This window comes from Paenibacillus terrisolis, assembly GCF_056171975.1.
Genome location: NZ_JBKFGG010000020.1, coordinates 48,517 through 67,878 on the forward strand (window position 1 = coordinate 48,517; position 19,362 = coordinate 67,878).

The following is a 19,362-nucleotide window of genomic DNA, read 5'->3' on the forward strand; positions in this document are numbered from 1 at the left end:
TTGAAGACGACGGAGGCAACAACGAATGAGATTTAATTTCGAAGCAATTGACATATTTTCAGGTTGTGGCGGGGTTTCGTGCGGCCTGACCTTGGCGGGGTTCAAGGTTAGAGCTGCCGTGGAGATTGAGGATAGTGCTGTCGAGACGTACCTTAGCTATCCACCGCTCTCAAAAGTAACCGTCTTGCGCGGTGTTTCGAACGGCAACATCTGCAATCTGAGCGGCGAAGTTATTCTGAAAGCCGCTGGGATCAAGAAGGACGATATTTACCTGTTCGCGGGTTGCCCACCCTGCCAGAATTTTTCAAGACAGAATCCCGAAAACAAAAACAAGCCTCTTGCTGAGCGAAAGAAGCTGTTGTTCGAGTTTTTGCGGGTTATCGAGGAGATATTGCCGCCGTTCATCCTAATGGAGAACGTGCCGGGTATAAAGACAGAGTACAACAAGGTCATCCTCGACGAGTTTCTTGAGCGCCTGAAAATACAGTATGTGGTCGTAGAAGGCATTCTCAACTCCGCTGATTACGGCGTTCCGCAGATACGCAAGCGGTTTGTGTTGCACGCCGTTCGAAAGGACATTTACGATGAGTTGACGGCGGACAGCTATTCATTTCAACTGCCGAAACCGACGCATGACAAAGCTGCCAAGAACGGGCTCAAGCCTTGGAAGACGGTAAGGGAAGCCATCGGCGATTTACCGTCAATCAAAGCTGGTGAAGCATATCCCGACGACGGTGAAATACACAATCATAAATGTGAAAATTTATCACAGAAAAATATCCAGCGTATGCAGATTATCCGTCAAAACGGAGGGTCTCGGACGGGCTTGCCAGATGATTTAGTTTTGGAGTGCCACAAAAAGAAAGATGAGAATGGAAAGGTGTTCTCAGGGCATAAGGACGTTTATGGAATCATGGACGCAGATAAACCCTCACCGACCATGACGGGAGGATGCCTCCGTTATTCAAAGGGACGATACGGACACTACGAACAGGATAGAGGTATTTCCGTTCGGGAAGCGGCCAGGCTACAAACATTTCCAGACGATTTTATATTTAGTGACTCGCTTACGGCGGCGGCTTTGCAAATCGGCAATGCAGTTCCAATTGATCTTGTGAAGGCAAGCGGGGCTGTAATAAAACAGGCGATGTATATTATAAAGGCGAAGAGGAGTAAGGAGAAAAAACTGGTGGAATCTCATACTAGGAGATGAAGTGTACCTTCGTCAAGCGTATATTAGGCAGATCATGGTTCACGTATCAGCAAACCTTGGAAAAGAAGCCGCTAATCGACATTCTTAAGCATCATAAAATACTCGCTTGATTATTTCATTCGCTGATCTCGCTAAAGGTCTGTCCGATTCAGACGTTCTATTTGGGAAATTGCTCACTCAAGTACTTAACGCGACGGCGAATTGTGGATTTGCTAAGCCACGGTTCGCCTCCATATGCAGCACCAAAAAAGCGACCGATTATGGTCGCTTTTTGCGTTTTCGTATGCGGGCGGTAAAACTGCGTGATTCTGGGAATATGGCGATTCTGAAGATGAGAAAGAAATATTTGATGAACACCATAAGCTAGAGGGGTGTTTTTGCATTTTATGTTTTGGGAATCGTGATGCAATGAGCTTCAATGATCGCAGCCGTTTGTTGACGGTCCAATTGATGATTAACCATATCTACTGTAAAATTCTCTGCTTTCTTTGTATCCATCTTGAAGTGCAGGCCATTATAGCTTAGAAATACAACAAGTGCCGTAAAAGCAGTTCGTTTGTTGGCGTTGTGGAAAGGATGGTTTTGGCCTAGGGATTCGAACAAAGCTGTGGCCTTTTCGAAAATAGTAGGATAAGCATCTTCGCCAAAAGCAGAAGATTGAGGTTGATGGACAGCCGATTCGAGCAATCCAGGTTCTTTAACTCCAATATGTTCACCAGGACTATATCGTTGTATCATGGCTACATTGATTGCTATTACTTCTTGGACGGATAAATAGCGGATGGACGTCATCTGTCTTTAAGTCCTCGAAGCGTTTGATCGTATTCTTCAATGACATCCGTCAAGGTATCCATGAAGTTTGCACTTATTCCTTCAGGTAAGGAGACTTTTGTTGACTTCTTAATAATGATTTCTCCTGTGGCTGTACTAACATCAATGCTAACTGTGTCGCCTTGATCCAGTCCAATTTGCTTCAAAGCATCAGTCATGGTTATACCAAGGCTGTTCCCAAATTTGGTCACTTTCCGTTCCATCTCAACCATCCTGTTCATTAGATTTCCTCCTTCTCATCTTATTCATTTATTATAACAATTATACAGTTGTTACATTGAAATATAAACTATAAAGTTGAAATTTAAACTTTCTAGTTGGTAAATATGAAAAGTGGGCGGAGATATCATTTTGATGAGTAGGATACGCAATTTGGTCTCCGCTTGTCTCTAGCTAAAGAAGAGTAGACAAAAGACCAAATATAGATGTCAGATTGTAGTAGCTCAAATTGTGTTCTTTATTATAGTCGAGATGTCCACATGTTTTTGACTTAGATAAGATCTAGTGTGATAGATAACGCTCCATTCATGTAGAGTGTTATGTGTCGCTCATTGGGCTATAGAGGATCAGAGTCACATTTACCTATCTTTCGAAGCTCAGGCGTAGTTAGCGTCTGAGCTTTTATTTGCCTTTAATACTATCCCCCCAACCCTAGCCTAAAGTCTAGTTTCAGACACCCCCTAAGACGGTTATGTCACGCAAATCAGGCAGGTTATAATGAGTTTATAACTCAGAGCGTGACTTATGAAGCCAAAGGAGTGTTTGAAATTGAAGGCAGTAGAAGCGACGAATATGGCGAGAGCGGGTAAGGTGAGTTGGGTGCTTTTTAACCCCAAAACCTATGCAACGATTCTCTATTTGCTGTTATCTCTCCCGTTGGGGATTATCTATTTAACGCTAGCGGTCACAGGGCTTGTCCTGTCCATTGTATTGACTCCGGTATTTATCGGAATCCCGCTGTTTTTTGGGGTAGCTAAGCTGTTGGCTGGGATTGTGAATTTTGAACAAGGTCTGATTCGGCATATATTGGGGTTGCCGGTCCCGCCTGTTTCGGTTCCAAACCATCCACAGACGGAAGTTGGGCAAAATTGGTTGAGACGAATGGTGAAGGGGTTTGACGGTGGACTGTTCATCAGAAATCTGATGCTTGTACTACTTCGATTTGTCACCGGCATTGTTTTCTTTGCTGTGATGGTAACGGCCATTGCACTGGGACTCGGATTTATTGCTCTTCCCGCCGTGCATATCATTCTGATGAATGAAATGCAGCTGGATATTTTAGAGAATGGCTTGTTTAGTTATTTTCATATCGATTGGACCTATAATCAGCAATATCTGCTGTACGTAGGTGTGGGTCTCGTCCTTTTTTGGATCGCGCTTCGCGTCGTGAATGGACTCATGCAAATTCAGCGTAGAATCATGTATGTGGATGAGTCTTATCAGCCGTCGTCCGCGCCGGTTGAAGCACAATTCCATGCGCCCGTTCAGTCGCAATATGATGAGTACCAAGGGGATCAGCCCATTCAAGAGAAGGCGTGGCTCGCTTAAAGAGAGCTTGGGATACACGGATGAAGAAGACCTTGAGTAGCGACCTGAGCAGGTCGCTTTTTTTGCTCGTTCATACTGAAAATAACTCTATACCGCTGCCTCCTCCCAGCTATACCTGCATTTCCAATCTGTTATATGATGGAAAGGACATTATCTTATTTGTTTATATGTAATCAAAGTTGCAATCTTATTTGTTATTACTTGTAACCTTAACTGTTGTCTTAATTATTCCGGCGGGGAGAGTCGCGATGAAATACGATTGCTTGATTGTGGATGACGAGGAAGTTTTGGCGGAGACGACGAGTGAATATTTCAATATGTTTGATATTAAATCGGACTATGTGACCGGGGCGGAGGCGTGTTTAGCGTTTTTGCGGGAGCATGAGGTTTCGCTCATTTTGCTGGACATTAATTTAGGAGTGACGTCCGGCTTTGATTTGTGTAAAAAGCTTAGGCAAACGACGCAAATTCCGATTTTGTTCATTAGCGCCCGCACGAGCAATGACGATATTTTGATTGCGCTTAATATCGGGGGCGACGATTATATTCAGAAGCCTTATACGCTTAGTGTGCTGCATGCCAAGGTGAAGGCGGTGCTTAAACGCTACAACAGCAACGCGAACGCCACTGCCGACGCGGCTTCAACGCTTGATTTTGGACATGTCTCGATTGATTCGCAATTATGCCGCGTCCGCGTGAATGGCGTGGAGGTTAAGCTGAAGTCGATGGAATTCAAGCTGTTGTCTTATTTGGCAAGCCATAAAAACCGGGTCATCCCGAAAGAGGAGCTGTTTCGTTATGTTTGGGGCGATTCTTTTGCAGGTGACGGCACGTTAAATGTTCATATTCGTCATTTGCGCGAGAAGCTTGAAGAGAAGCCCAATGAACCGCAATATATTAAGACGGTTTGGGGTAAGGGATACATATTGGAGGACGGCCGTCTATGAAGGCTAAAGGACTGCTTGTTATAGCAGCGGCTATATGCGCGGCCGGAATTGTATTCGCTTTGTTGATCAGCAGGATACAGGTAGATACCGATGTGGACGTCGTTGCGGTCAATGAAGTCGTGAAGACGGCCGAGAGCAACTGGGAAAAGATTGAACAAGCCGATTTCGGCGCGACGGAGTTGTCTTTTGCTATCCTTGATAACGCCGGAACGGTTAAGTACGAGACATCGCCGGGTTTGTTCACGACGTTGAATAATGCCGTTAAGCATAACGGTACGGTCATAGACGTCGCTAGAGACGGGCAGACCGTGGGAAAGCTGATCGTCCAAAACGATTACAAGCAGGCTTTTGATTCTATTATTAATCGCCTTGCGCTGACCGTAGGCATCGCTTTTGCCTTACTGGCCGTGCTATGCGGTCTTTATGCGATATGGCTCAATCAAACGGTGTTCAAGCCGTTCAAGCGGATGGAAGGTTTTGCGGCCAATGTAGCCAGGGGCAATCTGGACTTTCCGCTGCCCATGGACCAAAACAATCCGTTTGGCGCTTTTACCGAAAGCTTCGATTTGATGCGCGAGCAATTGGCGGCCGCCCGCCAAAGCGAATACGAGGCCAACCGCAGCAAGAAAGAGCTTGTGGCTAGCCTTAGCCACGATATTAAAACGCCGGTGGCCTCCATTAAGGCCGTCATCGAGCTTATGCTCGTTGGCGATAGGGACGACAAGACCGTAAGGCAGCTGAATAAAATGTATTCGAAAGCGGATCAGATTCATTTGCTCATTACGGATATGTTTAACGCTGCACTCGAGGAAATGACCGAGCTCAAGGTAACGGCCTGCGAGCAGTCGAGCGGCGTGCTGCAGGACATGTTCGACAAAGCCGATTATGACGAGCTTGTTCGATGCGAACCGATTCCGTCTTGTCTTGTGTTGATGGACGAAGCTCGCTTGCAACAGGTTATCGATAATGTCATAAGCAACGCGTATAAATACGCAAAAACGGCTGTCAGGGTGGTGTCTCGTATTAGAGACGGCTTTTTGGAAATCAGCGTCATGGATTACGGCCATGGAGTGAATCCGGATGAGCTGCCGCTGCTGTTCAATAAGTTTTACCGGGGAACGAATGCGGCGGGGCAGAGCGGCACGGGACTTGGACTGTTCATTTCCGGCTATTTAATGCAGAGCATGCAGGGCGAGATGGAGTGCCATAACCGGGAGGACGGTTTTACGGTCGTACTGTGCTTGAAGCTGGCTTTTTAACCGATTTAAGAAACCGTTAAGGAATGCGCAAAGCTTTGCTAAGAACTGATTTCGTATAGTGAAGGTGCGGCATGAACGACGGACGGGTTCGTTTAAGCGCGACAATTTTAAATCGGCGAGGGTGATAGGATGCAAACCGTTTTAGTCAAAACAGAAAAGCTGTGCAAAACCTTTTCCAGCGGCGGACTGCAGCAGCATGTGCTGAAAAATTTGGACATTAGCCTGATGAAGGGCGATTTTACGGTGATTATGGGCAGCTCCGGCTCGGGCAAGTCGACCTTGCTTTATGCCTTGAGCGGTATGGATAAACCCTCATTAGGTACGATTCGTTACGGCGACAATGATATTTCCAAGCTGAACAATGACCAGTTGGCGATCTTCCGAAGAAATCAATGTGGCTTTGTGTTCCAGCAAATTTACTTATTGGACAATATGAGCGTACTGGATAACGTACTTTCCAGCGGGCTGCTCGTCAGCCGCAATAAGCGGGAGATTGCAGCAAGAGCCAAGCAGCTGCTTTCTCAAGTCGGGCTAGATGAAAAGACGTGGAGGAAGTTCCCTTCCCAACTGTCCGGAGGCGAAGCGCAGCGGGCGGGAATCGTAAGAGCGCTTATCAACGATCCGAAAATATTGTTCGCAGACGAGCCGACCGGCGCCCTCAACTCAGCGGCCAGCGACAGCGTGCTTGATGTGTTGTCGGAGACGAATGCGGGCGGACAAAGCATCGTTATGGTTACGCATGATATTAAAACGGCCTTGCGGGGAAATCGGGTGTTGTTCCTGCGCGATGGCGTTATTTACGGAAATCTGCAGCTTGGAATTTACGAAAAGGGACACGGCGCGGAACGGCTTGAAAGGCTTCAAGGCTTTCTGGCCGATATGGGGTGGTAAGATGAGCATCTTTAATCTTGCAAGGGCCAACTTGAGAAAGGGCAAGGGTACAACCGTGTCCTTGTTGCTGTTAATCGCGGCTGCCGCTCTGCTGCTGAATGTCGGCATGACGATCTTTTCCGCCATGAGCACCTTCTATGAACATAAAGTTGAAGAGCTAAGCGATCCCCATGTTATCGTGATTATGAAAAGTGCGGACTACAAGCAAGAAACCGGTGACTTTTTTCAAAGTTATTCCGATGTGAAGAGCTCGGAGATCGAACCCGTTGTTATGATGGACTCGGCTTTTTTCCGGTTCGCGGACAGCGATATGAATCTCTCGCTTGCCGTACTGAATGCCGATGCAAACCGGCAGCTTGCGCCTCTTAAGCTGGTGGAGAAGCTGGATACGGTTCCTGACAGCGAAGCCGCATATTTGCCCTACAGCTTCTACAAGAGCGGGAACTACCGGTTGGGCGATAGCGTGAAGATCACCTATCGGAATACCTCGTACAGCTATCAGGTCGCAGGCTTTTTCGAATCGACAATGCTTGGCACGAGCAATATGGGAGCCATGAAATTGTTTTTGGCCGATCCGGCGTATAAGCAATTGTCCGGCAGCCTGGGTGAGTCGGCAAGCGGAACACTTATGTCTGCGACGCTTAAGGATATGAAGCACTCCACCGCGATGCTGGAGGCTTTCCAGAAGGTATTCCCGCTTTCGGACGAAGGAGAGAATACTTATACGGCAGACATTGAAATCATGAAGCAGGTTAGCGGCTTGACGATTAACATGATTGCGATGATATTGGTTGCCTTTGCCGCCGTCATTGTATTTGTCTCCCTGATCGTAATCAGGTTCCGCGTGAATAATATGATTGAAGACGGTATCGTAAATATCGGCGTACTGAAAGCTCTCGGCTATACGAGCGGACAAATCGCCACGGTTTATGTCTGGCAGTTTGCGTTCATCTCGTTAATAGCCGGCATAGCCGGGGTTGCCTTGTCGTATGTGTTCTTCCCGATGTTCGGCGGCATCATCGCAACGCTGACGGGGCTGCTTTGGGCCCAAGGCCTCAATGTCGTTCTTAATCTGGCCAGCATTCTGTTCGTAGTCATATCCGTTATGGCAGTGGCACTGCTCTCATCGCGGCGCATCCGAAAGCTTCAGCCCGTCACCGCTTTGCGCGGAGGCCTAACAACGCACTCTTTTAAAAAAAATTATTTTCCGTTCGAAGAGGCTAGAGGGGGATTGCAATTTCTCCATGCGTGCAAATCAATGATGGCGAACAACAAGCAGAATGTAATGATTACGTTCATTGTTATCTCGGTGACGTTTGCGTCCATATTTTCCATTGTGTTGTATGACAACGTCGCAAGGGACAACACGGCTTTTGTCCACCTCGTAGGCGCGGAAACTTCGAATGTAGCCGTTCAATCGAAAGACGAAGCCGTCAGCGCCAAGCTGAGAGCGGGAATCGAGCAAATGAACGGTGTACGCAAGACGGCTATTCTGGACTTTATAACGACAAACGTAGACGGTCAAAGCATTTCTACGAATATTTCGGACGATTACAGCAAGCTGGACAATCAGACCGTCTACGAAGGAAGGTTCCCGAAGTACGACAACGAAGTCGCCATTTCATGGGCGGTTGCGAAGCTGCTGGATAAAAACATTGGCGATACGGTAAGCGTTGAAACGGGTGGCGTCTCTAATACTTACTTGGTGACAGGATTAAGCCAGTCCATAAATAACATGGGTCAGGTTATATACTTAACCGTACCCGGCATAAAGCATCTCATTCCGGACTATGCGGGCCTGTTTATTCAGGTTTATTTGGATGGGACCACCAATGCGGAGTTTATGAACGAAGTCAAAAATCAATACGGCGATATGACGGGCGATGTAGTGGATATCGATGCGACGATCGCCAGTCAGAGCTCTATCTATTCTTCCGCCGTATCCGCGGTGATGGTTATCGTTATGCTCATTACCATTATGGTTGTCGTTTTAATTTTGTACATGGTTATCAAAACGGCGCTGCTGAAGCGCAAAAAGGAATTCGGCATATTAAAAGCAACGGGTTATACGACTCTTCAACTGATGAATCAGCTCGCATTCAGCTACGTTCCGATTATGCTGGTTGGAGCTGCAATCGGCGGCGTGCTGGGCTCGCTGTATACAAACTTTATACTGACACTGCTGTTCTCAGGTGCCGGTGTTCACAATGTGCAGTTCAATATCAAAATGCCATTGATCGCCGCGCTCTGCATCTGCATCGTAGTGCTGGCCTATGCCGTATCCATGACCGCAGCTTATCGCATGAAAAATATTACACCGCATGGACTGATTACGGAGTAGTCAGTCGTTAGGCGGAAGGTTGGACAAGCGAATGGTGATTTTGCATAGCCGAGACTTCCCTCCAAGCTTCGGTTCCCCTTGATTCAGGGCGCACAGGTCCGCGTGGGGGGCGGCCTTGTCGGCAGCCCGGTCAGCCGGAGTGAACTCGACACTCAGGATGAGCTGTTCGTGCCCAGTTGGGTTCGAGACGGTCGGTTCGGGCTTGGCATACTTTGCTTTTGCTGAATGGGCCGTCCTGGCCTGGAATCAACAATAAACGGCGATTTCTCGAATAGCGGTATAAAATGGCCTTATTTCACTCCCAAAGCGCATTTCCCTGAAAATAGCGGTGCAAAAGGGTCTTATTTTCGGCAAAGGTCCAAAACCAAGGGAAAAAGGAACCCTTCTGAAGAAATAAGGCCATAAAACGGCGCTATTCATTCAGAATGAGGTATCTCCATTTGAAATAAGGCCATAAAACCAGCTAATACTTGTCAAGCTACCCGTTGTTGGAATGCGACAGGTTAATTGATATACTATTTTATAGGTATGGCAAATAACCTTCATTGGCGTGAAGGTTATGGAAAAATACGTGTTTAGGCTTTGTAGGGTTGGCTTTTACTAAGGATAGCGTATACGTGATGGAGAAGCTTGTTGGCGCAAGCGATTACGGCTACCTTGTAGGGCTTGCCCTCTTTTCTTTTCTTGTCATAGTAATCACGTATTCTGCCATTTGTACTTCGTCGGATCCCGCACTGCACCGCTAAATACAAAGACCGCTATTTTAAGTGTCGGAGGGATGCGGTGTTTGGGGATGCCGTTGCCCGGAGCAGGCCATTTGTTCTGACGCAAATCCTTGAAGTCGATCCGGTATCTGGCAGCGTTCTGGTAGAGGGTGCTCCAAACGTCATCTATGATGACTTTTGGGGCACCCTCTTTTACTTTCCAGCAACAAAGATCAGGAAATATTTGGCCTAGTTCTGAATCTATCGTTTCCATCGCTTTATAATTCGATATTGTATAATTGGATTTAGATAGAGACAGATTAATCCGGGCTTATCAATACCAGAAAGCCATCGTCAACCGGTCGTCGAATCGAACACCATTCCCCTTTGCACCGGACAAATTGGAGACTTATTAGACCTCCGACCCGGCAAATCCAACAGATTGACCCCATTTCCAACACGTTCGCGAGTCTGCCGAAGGAACCGAATCCTCTACACTTGAGATAGAGAGAACGGTAGACACTTTACTGCATGCCTTAAATTGGGGGGACAGCCAAGAATGAAAGGTTTATTGCTCGGGTGGCTAAGACGGAGATTCCAAATGCCATACAGAAGCTTACGCTTCAAGCTGATGGTTTTTTTCCTTCTTGTGGCCATTATTCCGCTGCTTTCGTTGGGGTTTCTATCCTATCGTTCATCATCCAGCCTGGTGCATTACCAATTCGGCAAATACGGACAATATGCGGTTACGCAGATGCAAAGCCAGGTCGATGCGCAGCTGAACCAAATGAAAGTCACGGCGGAAAGCATTTATTCGTACTTGCTGGACCCGAGGAAAAGCGTCATTTCCGAGGAAGTGCCGCGGACGTATGCGCAGATCCAGGAGAAGAACGATTTTGAGGATTTTTTGAAAGCGCTTAAGACAGACGATTACACCAGAATCTATATTATCACGCAATCGGGCTATTATTATGGCGACAATGATCTGTACATGAGTGTGCTGGAGCGGGAAAGCTGGTGGGAACAGTTCTCTTCCGTCCGTACCGACGAATACTGGATCGGCATGCACCCGGCAACCTATTACAAGGAAGGTTCGAAAAACGCCGGCGAGGACGTGATCGGGCTGATCGTGCCGATTCGCAATCAACAAGGACCGCTGGAGAACGCGCGTATTCTGATCGAGATGAAGGCGAACAAAATCTATAATTTGTTTCATCTGCTGGAGCGCGATACGAACGCCCATGTCACGATCTGCGGCAATTCCAGCCAACCGATCTATGAGACGCGCGATCATTTCACGCTCCATGCGGACGATGTGATCTGGACGAGCCCGCTCAAGACGAACGACTGGACGATTGAGGCGAGGTTGTCTTATCAACAATTTTATCGATCCACGGCGGTTATCCGTTCCTATACGGTCGTCGGCTTGGCGGGGGCGGTCCTGTTGGCGATGCTGCTGGCTTACTGGCTGTCCTCACGGCTTACCGGCCGAATCAAGCGTTTGAAAAATTTGATGCACAAGGCTGGAGCCGGTCAATTGGATGCGCGGTTCACCATCGATTCCGACGATGAACTGGGCGTGCTGGGCAGAAGCTTCAACAACATGCTCGAGCAAATCCAGTCGCTGCTGGACGAAGTGGCGCGGACCGAGAGGCAGAAGAAAGAGGCGGAGCTTAGGGCCATGCATTACCAGATCAATCCGCATTTACTGTTCAACACGCTGAACTCGATTCAATGGAAGGCGAAGCTGCAGGGTAATGAAGAGATCAGGCAGATGCTGTATCACTTGACGGTGGTGCTGGAGGGCAATTTGGATCTTTCGCAGGAACTGGTGACGGTGGAGCAGGAATTGAATCGGATCGACCACTTCTTGAGCATTCAGCGCATCCGCTACGGGGAAGTGTTCGCTTACGACCAGGATATCGATGAGCGGGCGATTCATTGCCTCATACCGCGCATGAGTCTGCAGCCGTTATTCGAGAATATATTTTTCCACGGCTTCGAGGACGGCGTCGGCCGTATCGCCCTGCGGCTTAAGGCGGAGTGCGAGTGCCTGCGGCTGACGCTGGAGGACGACGGACGTGGGATCGATGAAGCGAGGCTCCGAATGCTCTTGCAAGCGGAAGCGCCGAAGACCATCCGGGGAGGTCTCGGGCTCTATAACGTCGATCAGAAATTCAAGCTGCATTTCGGGCCGGCTTTTGGTCTTCGAATAGAATCGGCGAAAGGCAAGGGTACAACAATCACGTTCATGTGGCCTAGAAGAGAGGAGACAGAGGATGGACGCGCCCATTAAAGTGTTGATTGCCGACGACGAGGCGATCGTGCGCAAGGGATTACGAATGACGGTGAATTGGTCGGACTACGGAATGGAGGTGGTGGCCGACGTGCCGAACGGGTTGAAGGCCTGGGAGGTATTCGAGGAGCATAAACCTCAGGTGGTCATCACGGATATCGTCATGCCGGAGCTGGACGGCATTGAGCTGACCGAACGGATCAAGCGGACGGAGCCCAATACGAAAATATTGCTGTTAAGCTGCCACCGGGATTTCGAATACGCGCAGCAAGGCATCAAGCTGGGCGTCTCCGGCTATTTAGTGAAGACGGCTTTTGAAGATGCGGAACTGGATCTGTATTTGAGCGAATTCCGGCGAGAGATTCACGCCCAGAGATCGGCTGCCGGGACTGAAGCGGCGGACGGCGCGCGATTCAACGCATTGTTCAGCTCCTGGCTTTACGGCGCAGAAAATGAATTTGCGGACGAGCTGCGGCAGCGCTGGAGCGCAGATTGGAGCTGGATGGGCCAAGGGGTTCGCTTGTATGTCATTCAAGTGGCGAAGGGTTTTGACGAGCTGCTTGCTTCCCTGGAACGGCTGAAGCCGGGTGTAGTGATTCCCGTCAGCCGGGAACGCTGCTACGTAGCGGCGTCTGCGGCCTTGCGGCCCAAGCTGGATATGGTCTTGCTTGAGCGCAAGAGCGCGATGCCCACGCTGTGCGTCCACAAGAGCGCGTCGATCGACCATCCCGCAGCCTGGATGGAGGCGGCGTTTGAGCTGCATCACAAGGTGGAGCTTGAGCGCAAGTACGGAATCGAAGCCGAGAGTTGGCCCGCCCCGCTGCTTCACGCAGTTCGTCTAGTGGCGGACAATCTGAAATACCCGTGGTCGGTCACCGAGGTGGCCGAGCGGGTCGGCTTAAGCCGCAGCCACTTCAGTACGCTGTTCAAGAAGGTCTCGGGCGAGAACTTTATCGATTTTCTGTATCGGCTGCGGTTGGAGTTGGCGTGCGAGCTGCTTTGCCATACGACGATGACGCTGCAGGAGATCGGGGAGCAGATCGGCATGTGCGACGGCAAGTATTTCAGCAAATGGTTCAAGCGCAGCAACGGAATGACGCCGAGTCAATACCGCAGCCGACAAAAGGACGAATCGCGGCCAACGTAGCGACCCCTGTCTGCCGGCTGTGCCCGCAATCGGACAAACAAACCCCTAATGACGGACGACCGTCGGTGTTGAATCGCTTACATTGCCTCTACAATAAGGTTGTAAGCGGTTCACATTCATTACATCCGCTTGCACTCATTAATTAAATAGGGGGAATACAGCATGAAGAAAAGCGCCATCGTGCTGACCGTCATGCTCCTGCTGTCCATGCTTGCGTTAAGCGCGTGCGGCTCGAGCGGCAACGGCAGTTCGGGCAATAGCGGAGGGAATGCGGCTGTCGGCGAAGACAACGGGCAGCAGACCGCGGACAGCGGCAACGGCGGCTCAGGGGAGCCGGTTACCATTCGTTTCGCCACATGGGATACGGGCCAGTCTCTGCAGTTCGAACAGGACGTCGCGAAGCAATTCGAGCAAGAGCATCCGGGTATCAAAGTGCAGGTCGAACCTTACGGCGACGGATTTGACCAGAAGATGTCGGCCGGCTTCGGCGCAGGCGATCCGCCGGATGTCATGTATATGTATAACTTTCCGACCTATCAAAATTCATTGGAACCGCTGGACAGCTATATCGAGAAAGATGCGGATCTGAACATCGACGATTTCTACCCCGGACTGCTGAACTATGACCGAATCGACGGGGCGACGTACGGCTTGCCGGTCGGATTTACGACAAGAGTCGTTTTTTACAACAAGAAGCTGTTCGACGAAGCCGGCGTTGCGTATCCCCAAGATGGCTGGACATGGGATGATCTGAAGCAGATGGCGATCAAATTGACCGATAAGAGCAAGAAGCAGTACGGTATCGGCATGCGCGCCAGCGTCGACGCGTATGGGCTGCAAGGCACGGTATGGAGCAACGGCGGCAGCTATGTCAGCGATGACGGCAAGCAGATCGAAGGTTACATGAACGGCAAGGAGACGGTACAAGCGCTGCAGGCGCAGGGCGATGCCATCAAGGACGGCTACGGCGTACTGGTCGGCGGCAAAAACCAGCAAAGCGGCGACGATATTTTCAAAGCCGGCAAAATTGCGATGTGGGAAACGGGACTTTGGCCTTTGCAAGGGTTTAAGGACGCAAACCTGGACTTTGGGACGGTCGTAACGCCGGCGTTCGGCGACAAGCCGCTCAAAGGGGTCATCAACGAATCCGCTATCTCGATCGCCAAGGACTCCAAGCATAAGCAAGAGGCTTGGGAATTCGTGAAGTTCTTCGTATCGCCGGAATCGATCAAAATTCGCACGGCGGACCTTCCCGTCCGCATCAGCACCGCGAAAGAGATGCAGCTGTCGGACGATCCGCTGTACAAACCGTTCTACACGATGTTGGATCGCTCGACCAACACCCCGGCATTTCTGCTGAATCCGAAATGGGATCAGATCGATAGCAATCTGGCGACGGCGGTCGAAGCGATCATGCTCGGCAACAAGGCTCAGGATATGCTGGATCGGGCCGTCAAGGACTCCGAGAAATACTTGAAATAATTAACTTTTCTCACGGAAGGGACGGACAGAGATGAATTCTACCGTTAATGCCCATTATCCGTTTGTGAAAAGGCGCAAGAAGATCAAGTGGGGTAGGGTTGCGCCCTACCTCTTTATCTTTCCTTGGCTGTTCGGCCTGTTTGCCTTTACACTCGGACCATTGCTTTTTTCGTTGGTCATCAGTTTTTTTGATTGGCCGATTGTCGGCCGGACGCATTTTATCGGATTGGGCAACTATATCGAAATGTTCACCGCCGACCCATTGTTTTGGACTTCCCTGGAAGTGACGCTCAAATTCGCCGCTTTGTTTGTCCCCCTCAATCTGATCATTGCGCTTGGACTGGCGATGCTGCTGCATCATAATCGGCGGGGCAAGGCGTTTTTTCGCACGGTGTTTTATTTGCCTTCGGTGATTTCCGGCGTAGCGCTGGCGATGATCTGGGCCTGGGTGTACAGCGGCGAATACGGCATTCTGAATTATTTCCTGTCGCTGCTCGGCATTCAGGGGCCGGACTGGCTGAACAGTGCGTTCTGGGCGCCGGTTGCGATTGTGATCGCAGGCCTCTGGGGACAGGGAACGATGATGCTGATTTTCCTGGCGGGGCTGAAGAACATTCCTCAGGAATTGTTCGAAGCCGCCGCGATCGACGGCGCCGGTTCGGTGCGCAAGTTCTTTCGTATTACGCTGCCGATGCTTAGTCCGACGCTGCTGTTCAATTTGATTACGACGATCATTTCGGCGTTCCAGCAGCTGACGCTGGCGCTTGTGCTTACCGGAGGCGGACCGCTGCACAAGACTTATTTTTACGCCATGTATACGTACGAGAACGCCTTCAAATTTTCGCGGATGGGCTATTCTTCCGCCAATGCCTGGTTTATGTTCATGATCGTGCTCGTATTGACGCTGCTGGTATTCAAGTCGTCCTCCGCGTGGGTTTACTATGAAGGCGAAGTGAAGAAAAGCAACAAAGGCGCTTAGAAAGAGGGGGAGAACCAGATGCGCAGATGCTTGAATTACCTCTTATTGGCTGTATTCTCGATTTTGTTCCTGGCGCCGTTCTTCTGGATGGTAACGACAGCGTTGAAGGCGACCGACGAGCTTTATTTATTCCCGCCCAAATGGATTCCGTCGACGCTGCACTTCGAAAATTTCATCGATGCCTGGAGAGCGCAGCCGTTTCATATTTATTTGAAAAACTCCTTGATGGTCACCGGCATGACATTGCTCGGCCAACTGATCTCTTCGTCTCTGGCCGCTTACGGCTTCGCCCGTTTCCGATTTAAAGGCAAGGACTTTCTGTTTATCCTGCTGCTGGCGACGATGATGATTCCATGGGAAGTGACGATGATTCCCCTGTATATGGAATTCAACTCCCTCGGCTGGATTAATACGTTGAAAACATTGATTGTGCCGTCGTGGTTCGGCGCGCCGTTCTTTATCTTTCTGATGCGACAGTTTATTATGACCATTCCGCTTGAACTGGAAGAGGCCGCGCGCATTGACGGGGCGAACCGGCTGCAGATTTTCACCCGATTAATCATTCCATTGATGGCGCCGGCACTCATTCTGGTTGGCGTCTTCCAATTCTTGAACAGCTGGAACGATTATCTGGGGCCGCTCATCTTCTTAAACGACCAAAGCAACTATACGCTGACGCTGGGCCTCGCCTTGTTCAGGGGCGTATACGGCGTGGACATGAGGGGCGTCATGGCGGTCACGGCGTTGATCTGCCTGCCGCCGCTGGCGATCTTCTTCGCGGCGCAGCGTCATATCGTAGGCGGTATCGCGAGTACCGGCATTAAAGGCTGACGGAATAATCAGAAAATAAGCCGGCGGATGATCCGAATTCCGTCGGCGGAACTCGGAGAGGATGTTGACTTTGGTGGAATTCAGCTTGGATGGCCAGGCATTCAGTACCTATGGCGCGTACACGGCGTTTTCATATCCTTTTGATAAATATAGCGCTTATAGGAATAAGGTTTGCTTGCGCATTTTGTACGGGAGCTTCGCCGATCAGGAGCATTATCCGATCTTGCTGCTTGATGAGCAAGGGAAGCAAGTATCGTATCAAGCGATCGGTACGCCGGCGGATTGCCGGTTGATCGGACAAGATGAAGAGTTGAGGTTTTGTTATCAGAATGCCAGAACGATTCATTTTAACGGCAATTGCGGCGTGCAGATCGACAAAGAAAAGCTGACGCAGTATGATCGCATCATCTATCACAAGGACCATATGTGGGAATTTGCCGGCGACACTTCTTCTTTAATGGTGATCGTCGGTAAGGGTACGGTCCGGAACGATTCCGTCTGGAATCGCCAAGGCATCGGACAGGAGCGATATGCGTTCCAATTATACCCGGACGATTCGGGGGAGCTTGATTTTCAACTCGTGCAATTCGATATCACGTTCCATCCGCAGCCTTATCGGGATTATCAACAAAATGTGCAGGCGAAAAGAGAAGAATTCGACCGGTTCGCATCCCAAATGCCTCGTGTCCCGGAACAATATGCGGAGCTTGCGAAATTGGCCCTTTACATCAATTGGTCCGGGGTGGTTGAGCCCGAAGGCTACGTCAAGGTTCCGGCCATGCTCATGACCAAGTCCTATATGAACTTTATCTGGAGCTGGGACTATGCTTTCAATGCTTTGGCCATGTGCGAAGGCTGGGAGGAGCTTGCCTATGACCAGTTTTTGGCGATGGCTCATGTTCAGGACGAGGACGGTGCTTACCCGGATTGCTTTCACGCCCGCAAAATCATCAGGGGGTTCGTAAAACCCCCCGTTCAAGGCTTCATACTGGAACGTATGATGAGGCATGCGGCCCCGACGGAAGAGGTATTGCGAGAACTGTACCGTTCCGTCTCGAAGCTTACCGGCTGGTGGCTCGGCTATCGAGGCGGTGCCGACGGGATTCCGCTCTATTATCACGGTAATGATTCGGGGTGGGATAATGGAACGGTGTTTGCCGAAGGCATCCCGGTCCAATCGCCCGATCTTTGCACTTGGTTGATCCTGCAAATGGATTTCCTGAAGCAGACGGCCCTGAAGCTGAATGAGCCGGAAGAAGCTGCGGACTGGGAGCAAAAAGCCGCCGGTCTGTTGTCAAAGATGCTGGCGACGCTCGTCGATCAAGATAACCTGATTGCCCGAAAAGTTCCGGAGAACACAATCGTCGGCACAACCAGCCTTATGCTGTATATTCCTCTGCTGCTGGGCGACAGACTGCCGAATCCATTGCGTGAGCATATGCTTGCTTCCTTGCTGGAGCTCAATCGCTTCCGAACGGCAAACGGGTATGCTTCCGAAGCGCTGGACAGCGAATTCTTTCAAGAAGACGGCTACTGGAGAGGCGCGGTCTGGCCTCCTTTGGCCTACATTGTATCGGAAATTTTGCGAAGAAACGGATATGAACAAGAAGCCCGGGAAAATGCTGAGATCTTCTGCAAGGTCTGCTCCGCGTCCGGGTTCGCCGAGAACTACAGCGCTTTGAACGGCCGAGCCTTGCGGGATACCGGTTACACCTGGTCGACAAGCGTTTTCTTGATTTTCCTGCGCGATTATTTAAGTCCTGCCGGACAGACGCAGGTCGAGAGCGCCCGGGAATTGTAGCTACAAAATCACTAAACCCGCCAATTTTTCAATTGACGGGTTTCTTAATCTCTAATTCCTTCCTTTTTTTGTCTGCAAAATCAATTTAAATCCTTAGGAGGCTTATTATATCCCGTATCACCGTAGGGTTGTAACTTTTCCAGCCAAGCCTTCAGAAGCTGCTTCTGCTCCCAGCGCATATCGGTCACCTTGCCGGCTTCCTTCTGCTGCAGCACCTCATAGGCAAATGCATCGGCTCCGAACTCTTTCCAGTCTTTCTGCAGTTGAGTGTTTACGAATCTCCCCTCATCTAACTGCATCTTCAGGGTGAACCATTTGTTTTTCAAATTCGGATAGCTGTCGATGAAGATTTTGCCGTTGATTGTGTTCTTGATTTGAGCAACGCCCATATAAGTCTTGATCTGCTTGTAATCCTCAAGAAGTTCCTTCCGCCGATTTTTCTCCATGTTTATTCCTCCTCTTGGCCAATGAAACGATTGAAAAACATTTTAATACCCCATATCTTTTAATACTTTTGATAACGTGCGCAGTCGTTCGCTAATCATCTCATCGTCGTTGCTCAGGGCTTGGCTGAACAGCTTAATATCTTCATTGATTCTTTCATTGTCGGTACATATCGCCACAGTCATGGCATTCCCTTGCAGGCCAACCCGCTCGATGACAGGCTCCTGAGGGTTATATAGATGCTCATATCTGTATGCCTCGCGAAAATGCTCTAAAGACCGGCAAATCAGAATGGACAAATCAAGAACGCGATGGAGAGGCAGCTCCTCCGATTGCCTTGACCATTTTTCTCCCGTGTATCTCCATACCTTGGCGGAAATATCGACTTTGCCTCTATCGTTCCACTGGGCCAACCCTAAAGAAAGGCCTTTTGCGTCCGTATTCCCGGCAAGTCGCCCATCAACCTGCTCATAATTTTCCGACACGACAACAGGTTTATGTTTTAAGGTAGTAGGTATTTTCATTTTTTCTTCCCTCATTCCATTTACTGAATTACTAATTTACTAAATTACTGCTTGATTTTATCTTCGTTTTCATCGTTAGTCAACTCGTTTTTCCCGTTTTGTTGACGGCACAAACATAGTGAAA

Annotated in this window: 16 protein-coding genes and 1 pseudogene; 12 read left to right on the forward strand and 5 right to left on the reverse strand. The window is 49.5% G+C overall.

Annotation, left to right across the window (positions count from 1 at the left end; genetic code table 11):
• The first annotated feature begins 25 nt into the window (after nucleotides 1–25).
• Nucleotides 26–1,213: a DNA cytosine methyltransferase gene (locus ACI48K_RS16620; protein WP_475028733.1), complete on the forward strand. Its 1,188-nt coding sequence runs from the start codon at nucleotides 26–28 to the stop codon at nucleotides 1,211–1,213.
• 384 nt (nucleotides 1,214–1,597) lie between these two features.
• Here the strand turns inward: ACI48K_RS16620 and ACI48K_RS16625 are convergent, their stop codons facing one another.
• Nucleotides 1,598–2,005: a type II toxin-antitoxin system death-on-curing family toxin gene (locus ACI48K_RS16625; protein ID WP_475028734.1), complete on the reverse strand. Its 408-nt coding sequence runs from the start codon at nucleotides 2,003–2,005 to the stop codon at nucleotides 1,598–1,600.
• Nucleotides 2,002–2,265 carry an AbrB/MazE/SpoVT family DNA-binding domain-containing protein gene (locus ACI48K_RS16630; protein WP_475028735.1) on the reverse strand — a complete coding sequence of 88 codons (264 nt, stop codon included), beginning with the start codon at nucleotides 2,263–2,265 and terminating at the stop codon, nucleotides 2,002–2,004. The genes ACI48K_RS16625 and ACI48K_RS16630 overlap by 4 nt, the downstream gene beginning before the upstream one ends.
• Before the next feature lie 547 nt (nucleotides 2,266–2,812).
• On the opposite strand from ACI48K_RS16630, the gene ACI48K_RS16635 reads away from it, so the two are divergent.
• The 5 genes from ACI48K_RS16635 to ACI48K_RS16655 all read left to right on the forward strand — a co-directional run bounded on the left by ACI48K_RS16635 (nucleotide 2,813) and on the right by ACI48K_RS16655 (nucleotide 9,030).
• Nucleotides 2,813–3,592, forward strand: a complete 780-nt coding sequence (locus tag ACI48K_RS16635) for a sensor domain-containing protein (protein WP_475028736.1) — start codon at nucleotides 2,813–2,815, stop codon at nucleotides 3,590–3,592.
• Between the two features lie 248 nt (nucleotides 3,593–3,840).
• Nucleotides 3,841–4,539, forward strand: a complete 699-nt coding sequence (locus tag ACI48K_RS16640; RefSeq protein ID WP_475028737.1) for a response regulator transcription factor — start codon at nucleotides 3,841–3,843, stop codon at nucleotides 4,537–4,539.
• Nucleotides 4,536–5,798, forward strand: coding sequence for a HAMP domain-containing sensor histidine kinase (locus ACI48K_RS16645; RefSeq protein WP_475028738.1), 1,263 nt, complete (start codon nucleotides 4,536–4,538; stop codon nucleotides 5,796–5,798). The genes ACI48K_RS16640 and ACI48K_RS16645 overlap by 4 nt, the downstream gene beginning before the upstream one ends.
• A gap of 129 nt (nucleotides 5,799–5,927) precedes the next feature.
• Nucleotides 5,928–6,689, forward strand: a complete 762-nt coding sequence (locus ACI48K_RS16650; RefSeq protein WP_475028739.1) for an ABC transporter ATP-binding protein — start codon at nucleotides 5,928–5,930, stop codon at nucleotides 6,687–6,689.
• Nucleotide 6,690: 1 nt separating this feature from the next.
• On the forward strand, nucleotides 6,691–9,030 hold the full coding sequence (locus tag ACI48K_RS16655; protein WP_475028740.1) for an ABC transporter permease: 2,340 nt from the start codon (nucleotides 6,691–6,693) through the stop codon (nucleotides 9,028–9,030).
• A 575-nt stretch (nucleotides 9,031–9,605) separates the two neighbouring features.
• Here ACI48K_RS16655 and ACI48K_RS16660 read toward each other — a convergent pair.
• Nucleotides 9,606–9,788 (reverse strand): annotated as a pseudogene (locus tag ACI48K_RS16660) (IS110 family RNA-guided transposase); the annotation flags it as partial.
• A 547-nt stretch (nucleotides 9,789–10,335) separates the two neighbouring features.
• Here ACI48K_RS16660 and ACI48K_RS16665 point away from each other — a divergent pair.
• From ACI48K_RS16665 to ACI48K_RS16690, 6 genes are all read left to right on the forward strand, one after another.
• Entirely contained in the window at nucleotides 10,336–12,030 is a 1,695-nt protein-coding gene (locus ACI48K_RS16665) for a sensor histidine kinase (RefSeq protein WP_475028741.1), read from the forward strand.
• Nucleotides 12,014–13,177 carry a response regulator transcription factor gene (locus ACI48K_RS16670; RefSeq protein WP_475028742.1) on the forward strand — a complete coding sequence of 388 codons (1,164 nt, stop codon included), beginning with the start codon at nucleotides 12,014–12,016 and terminating at the stop codon, nucleotides 13,175–13,177. The genes ACI48K_RS16665 and ACI48K_RS16670 overlap by 17 nt, the downstream gene beginning before the upstream one ends.
• Before the next feature lie 162 nt (nucleotides 13,178–13,339).
• Nucleotides 13,340–14,659, forward strand: coding sequence for an ABC transporter substrate-binding protein (locus tag ACI48K_RS16675; RefSeq protein ID WP_475028743.1), 1,320 nt, complete (start codon nucleotides 13,340–13,342; stop codon nucleotides 14,657–14,659).
• 31 nt (nucleotides 14,660–14,690) lie between these two features.
• The gene (locus ACI48K_RS16680) at nucleotides 14,691–15,638 is read left to right on the forward strand and encodes a carbohydrate ABC transporter permease (RefSeq protein WP_475028744.1); all 948 of its coding nucleotides are present in this window, start codon (nucleotides 14,691–14,693) and stop codon (nucleotides 15,636–15,638) included.
• An 18-nt stretch (nucleotides 15,639–15,656) separates the two neighbouring features.
• A complete protein-coding gene (locus ACI48K_RS16685; protein WP_475028745.1) occupies nucleotides 15,657–16,469 on the forward strand; it encodes a carbohydrate ABC transporter permease in 813 nt (270 codons plus the stop codon).
• A gap of 73 nt (nucleotides 16,470–16,542) precedes the next feature.
• Complete coding sequence (locus tag ACI48K_RS16690; protein ID WP_475028746.1) at nucleotides 16,543–18,270, forward strand: MGH1-like glycoside hydrolase domain-containing protein; 1,728 nt, start codon at nucleotides 16,543–16,545, stop codon at nucleotides 18,268–18,270.
• Nucleotides 18,271–18,350: 80 nt separating this feature from the next.
• On the opposite strand, the gene ACI48K_RS16695 is transcribed toward ACI48K_RS16690, so the two are convergent.
• Both ACI48K_RS16695 and ACI48K_RS16700 read right to left on the reverse strand, forming a co-directional pair.
• Complete coding sequence (locus tag ACI48K_RS16695) at nucleotides 18,351–18,716, reverse strand: GIY-YIG nuclease family protein (protein ID WP_475028747.1); 366 nt, start codon at nucleotides 18,714–18,716, stop codon at nucleotides 18,351–18,353.
• A 42-nt stretch (nucleotides 18,717–18,758) separates the two neighbouring features.
• On the reverse strand, nucleotides 18,759–19,238 hold the full coding sequence (locus ACI48K_RS16700) for a DUF6530 family protein (RefSeq protein ID WP_475028748.1): 480 nt from the start codon (nucleotides 19,236–19,238) through the stop codon (nucleotides 18,759–18,761).
• Between the last annotated feature and the right edge of the window lie 124 nt (nucleotides 19,239–19,362).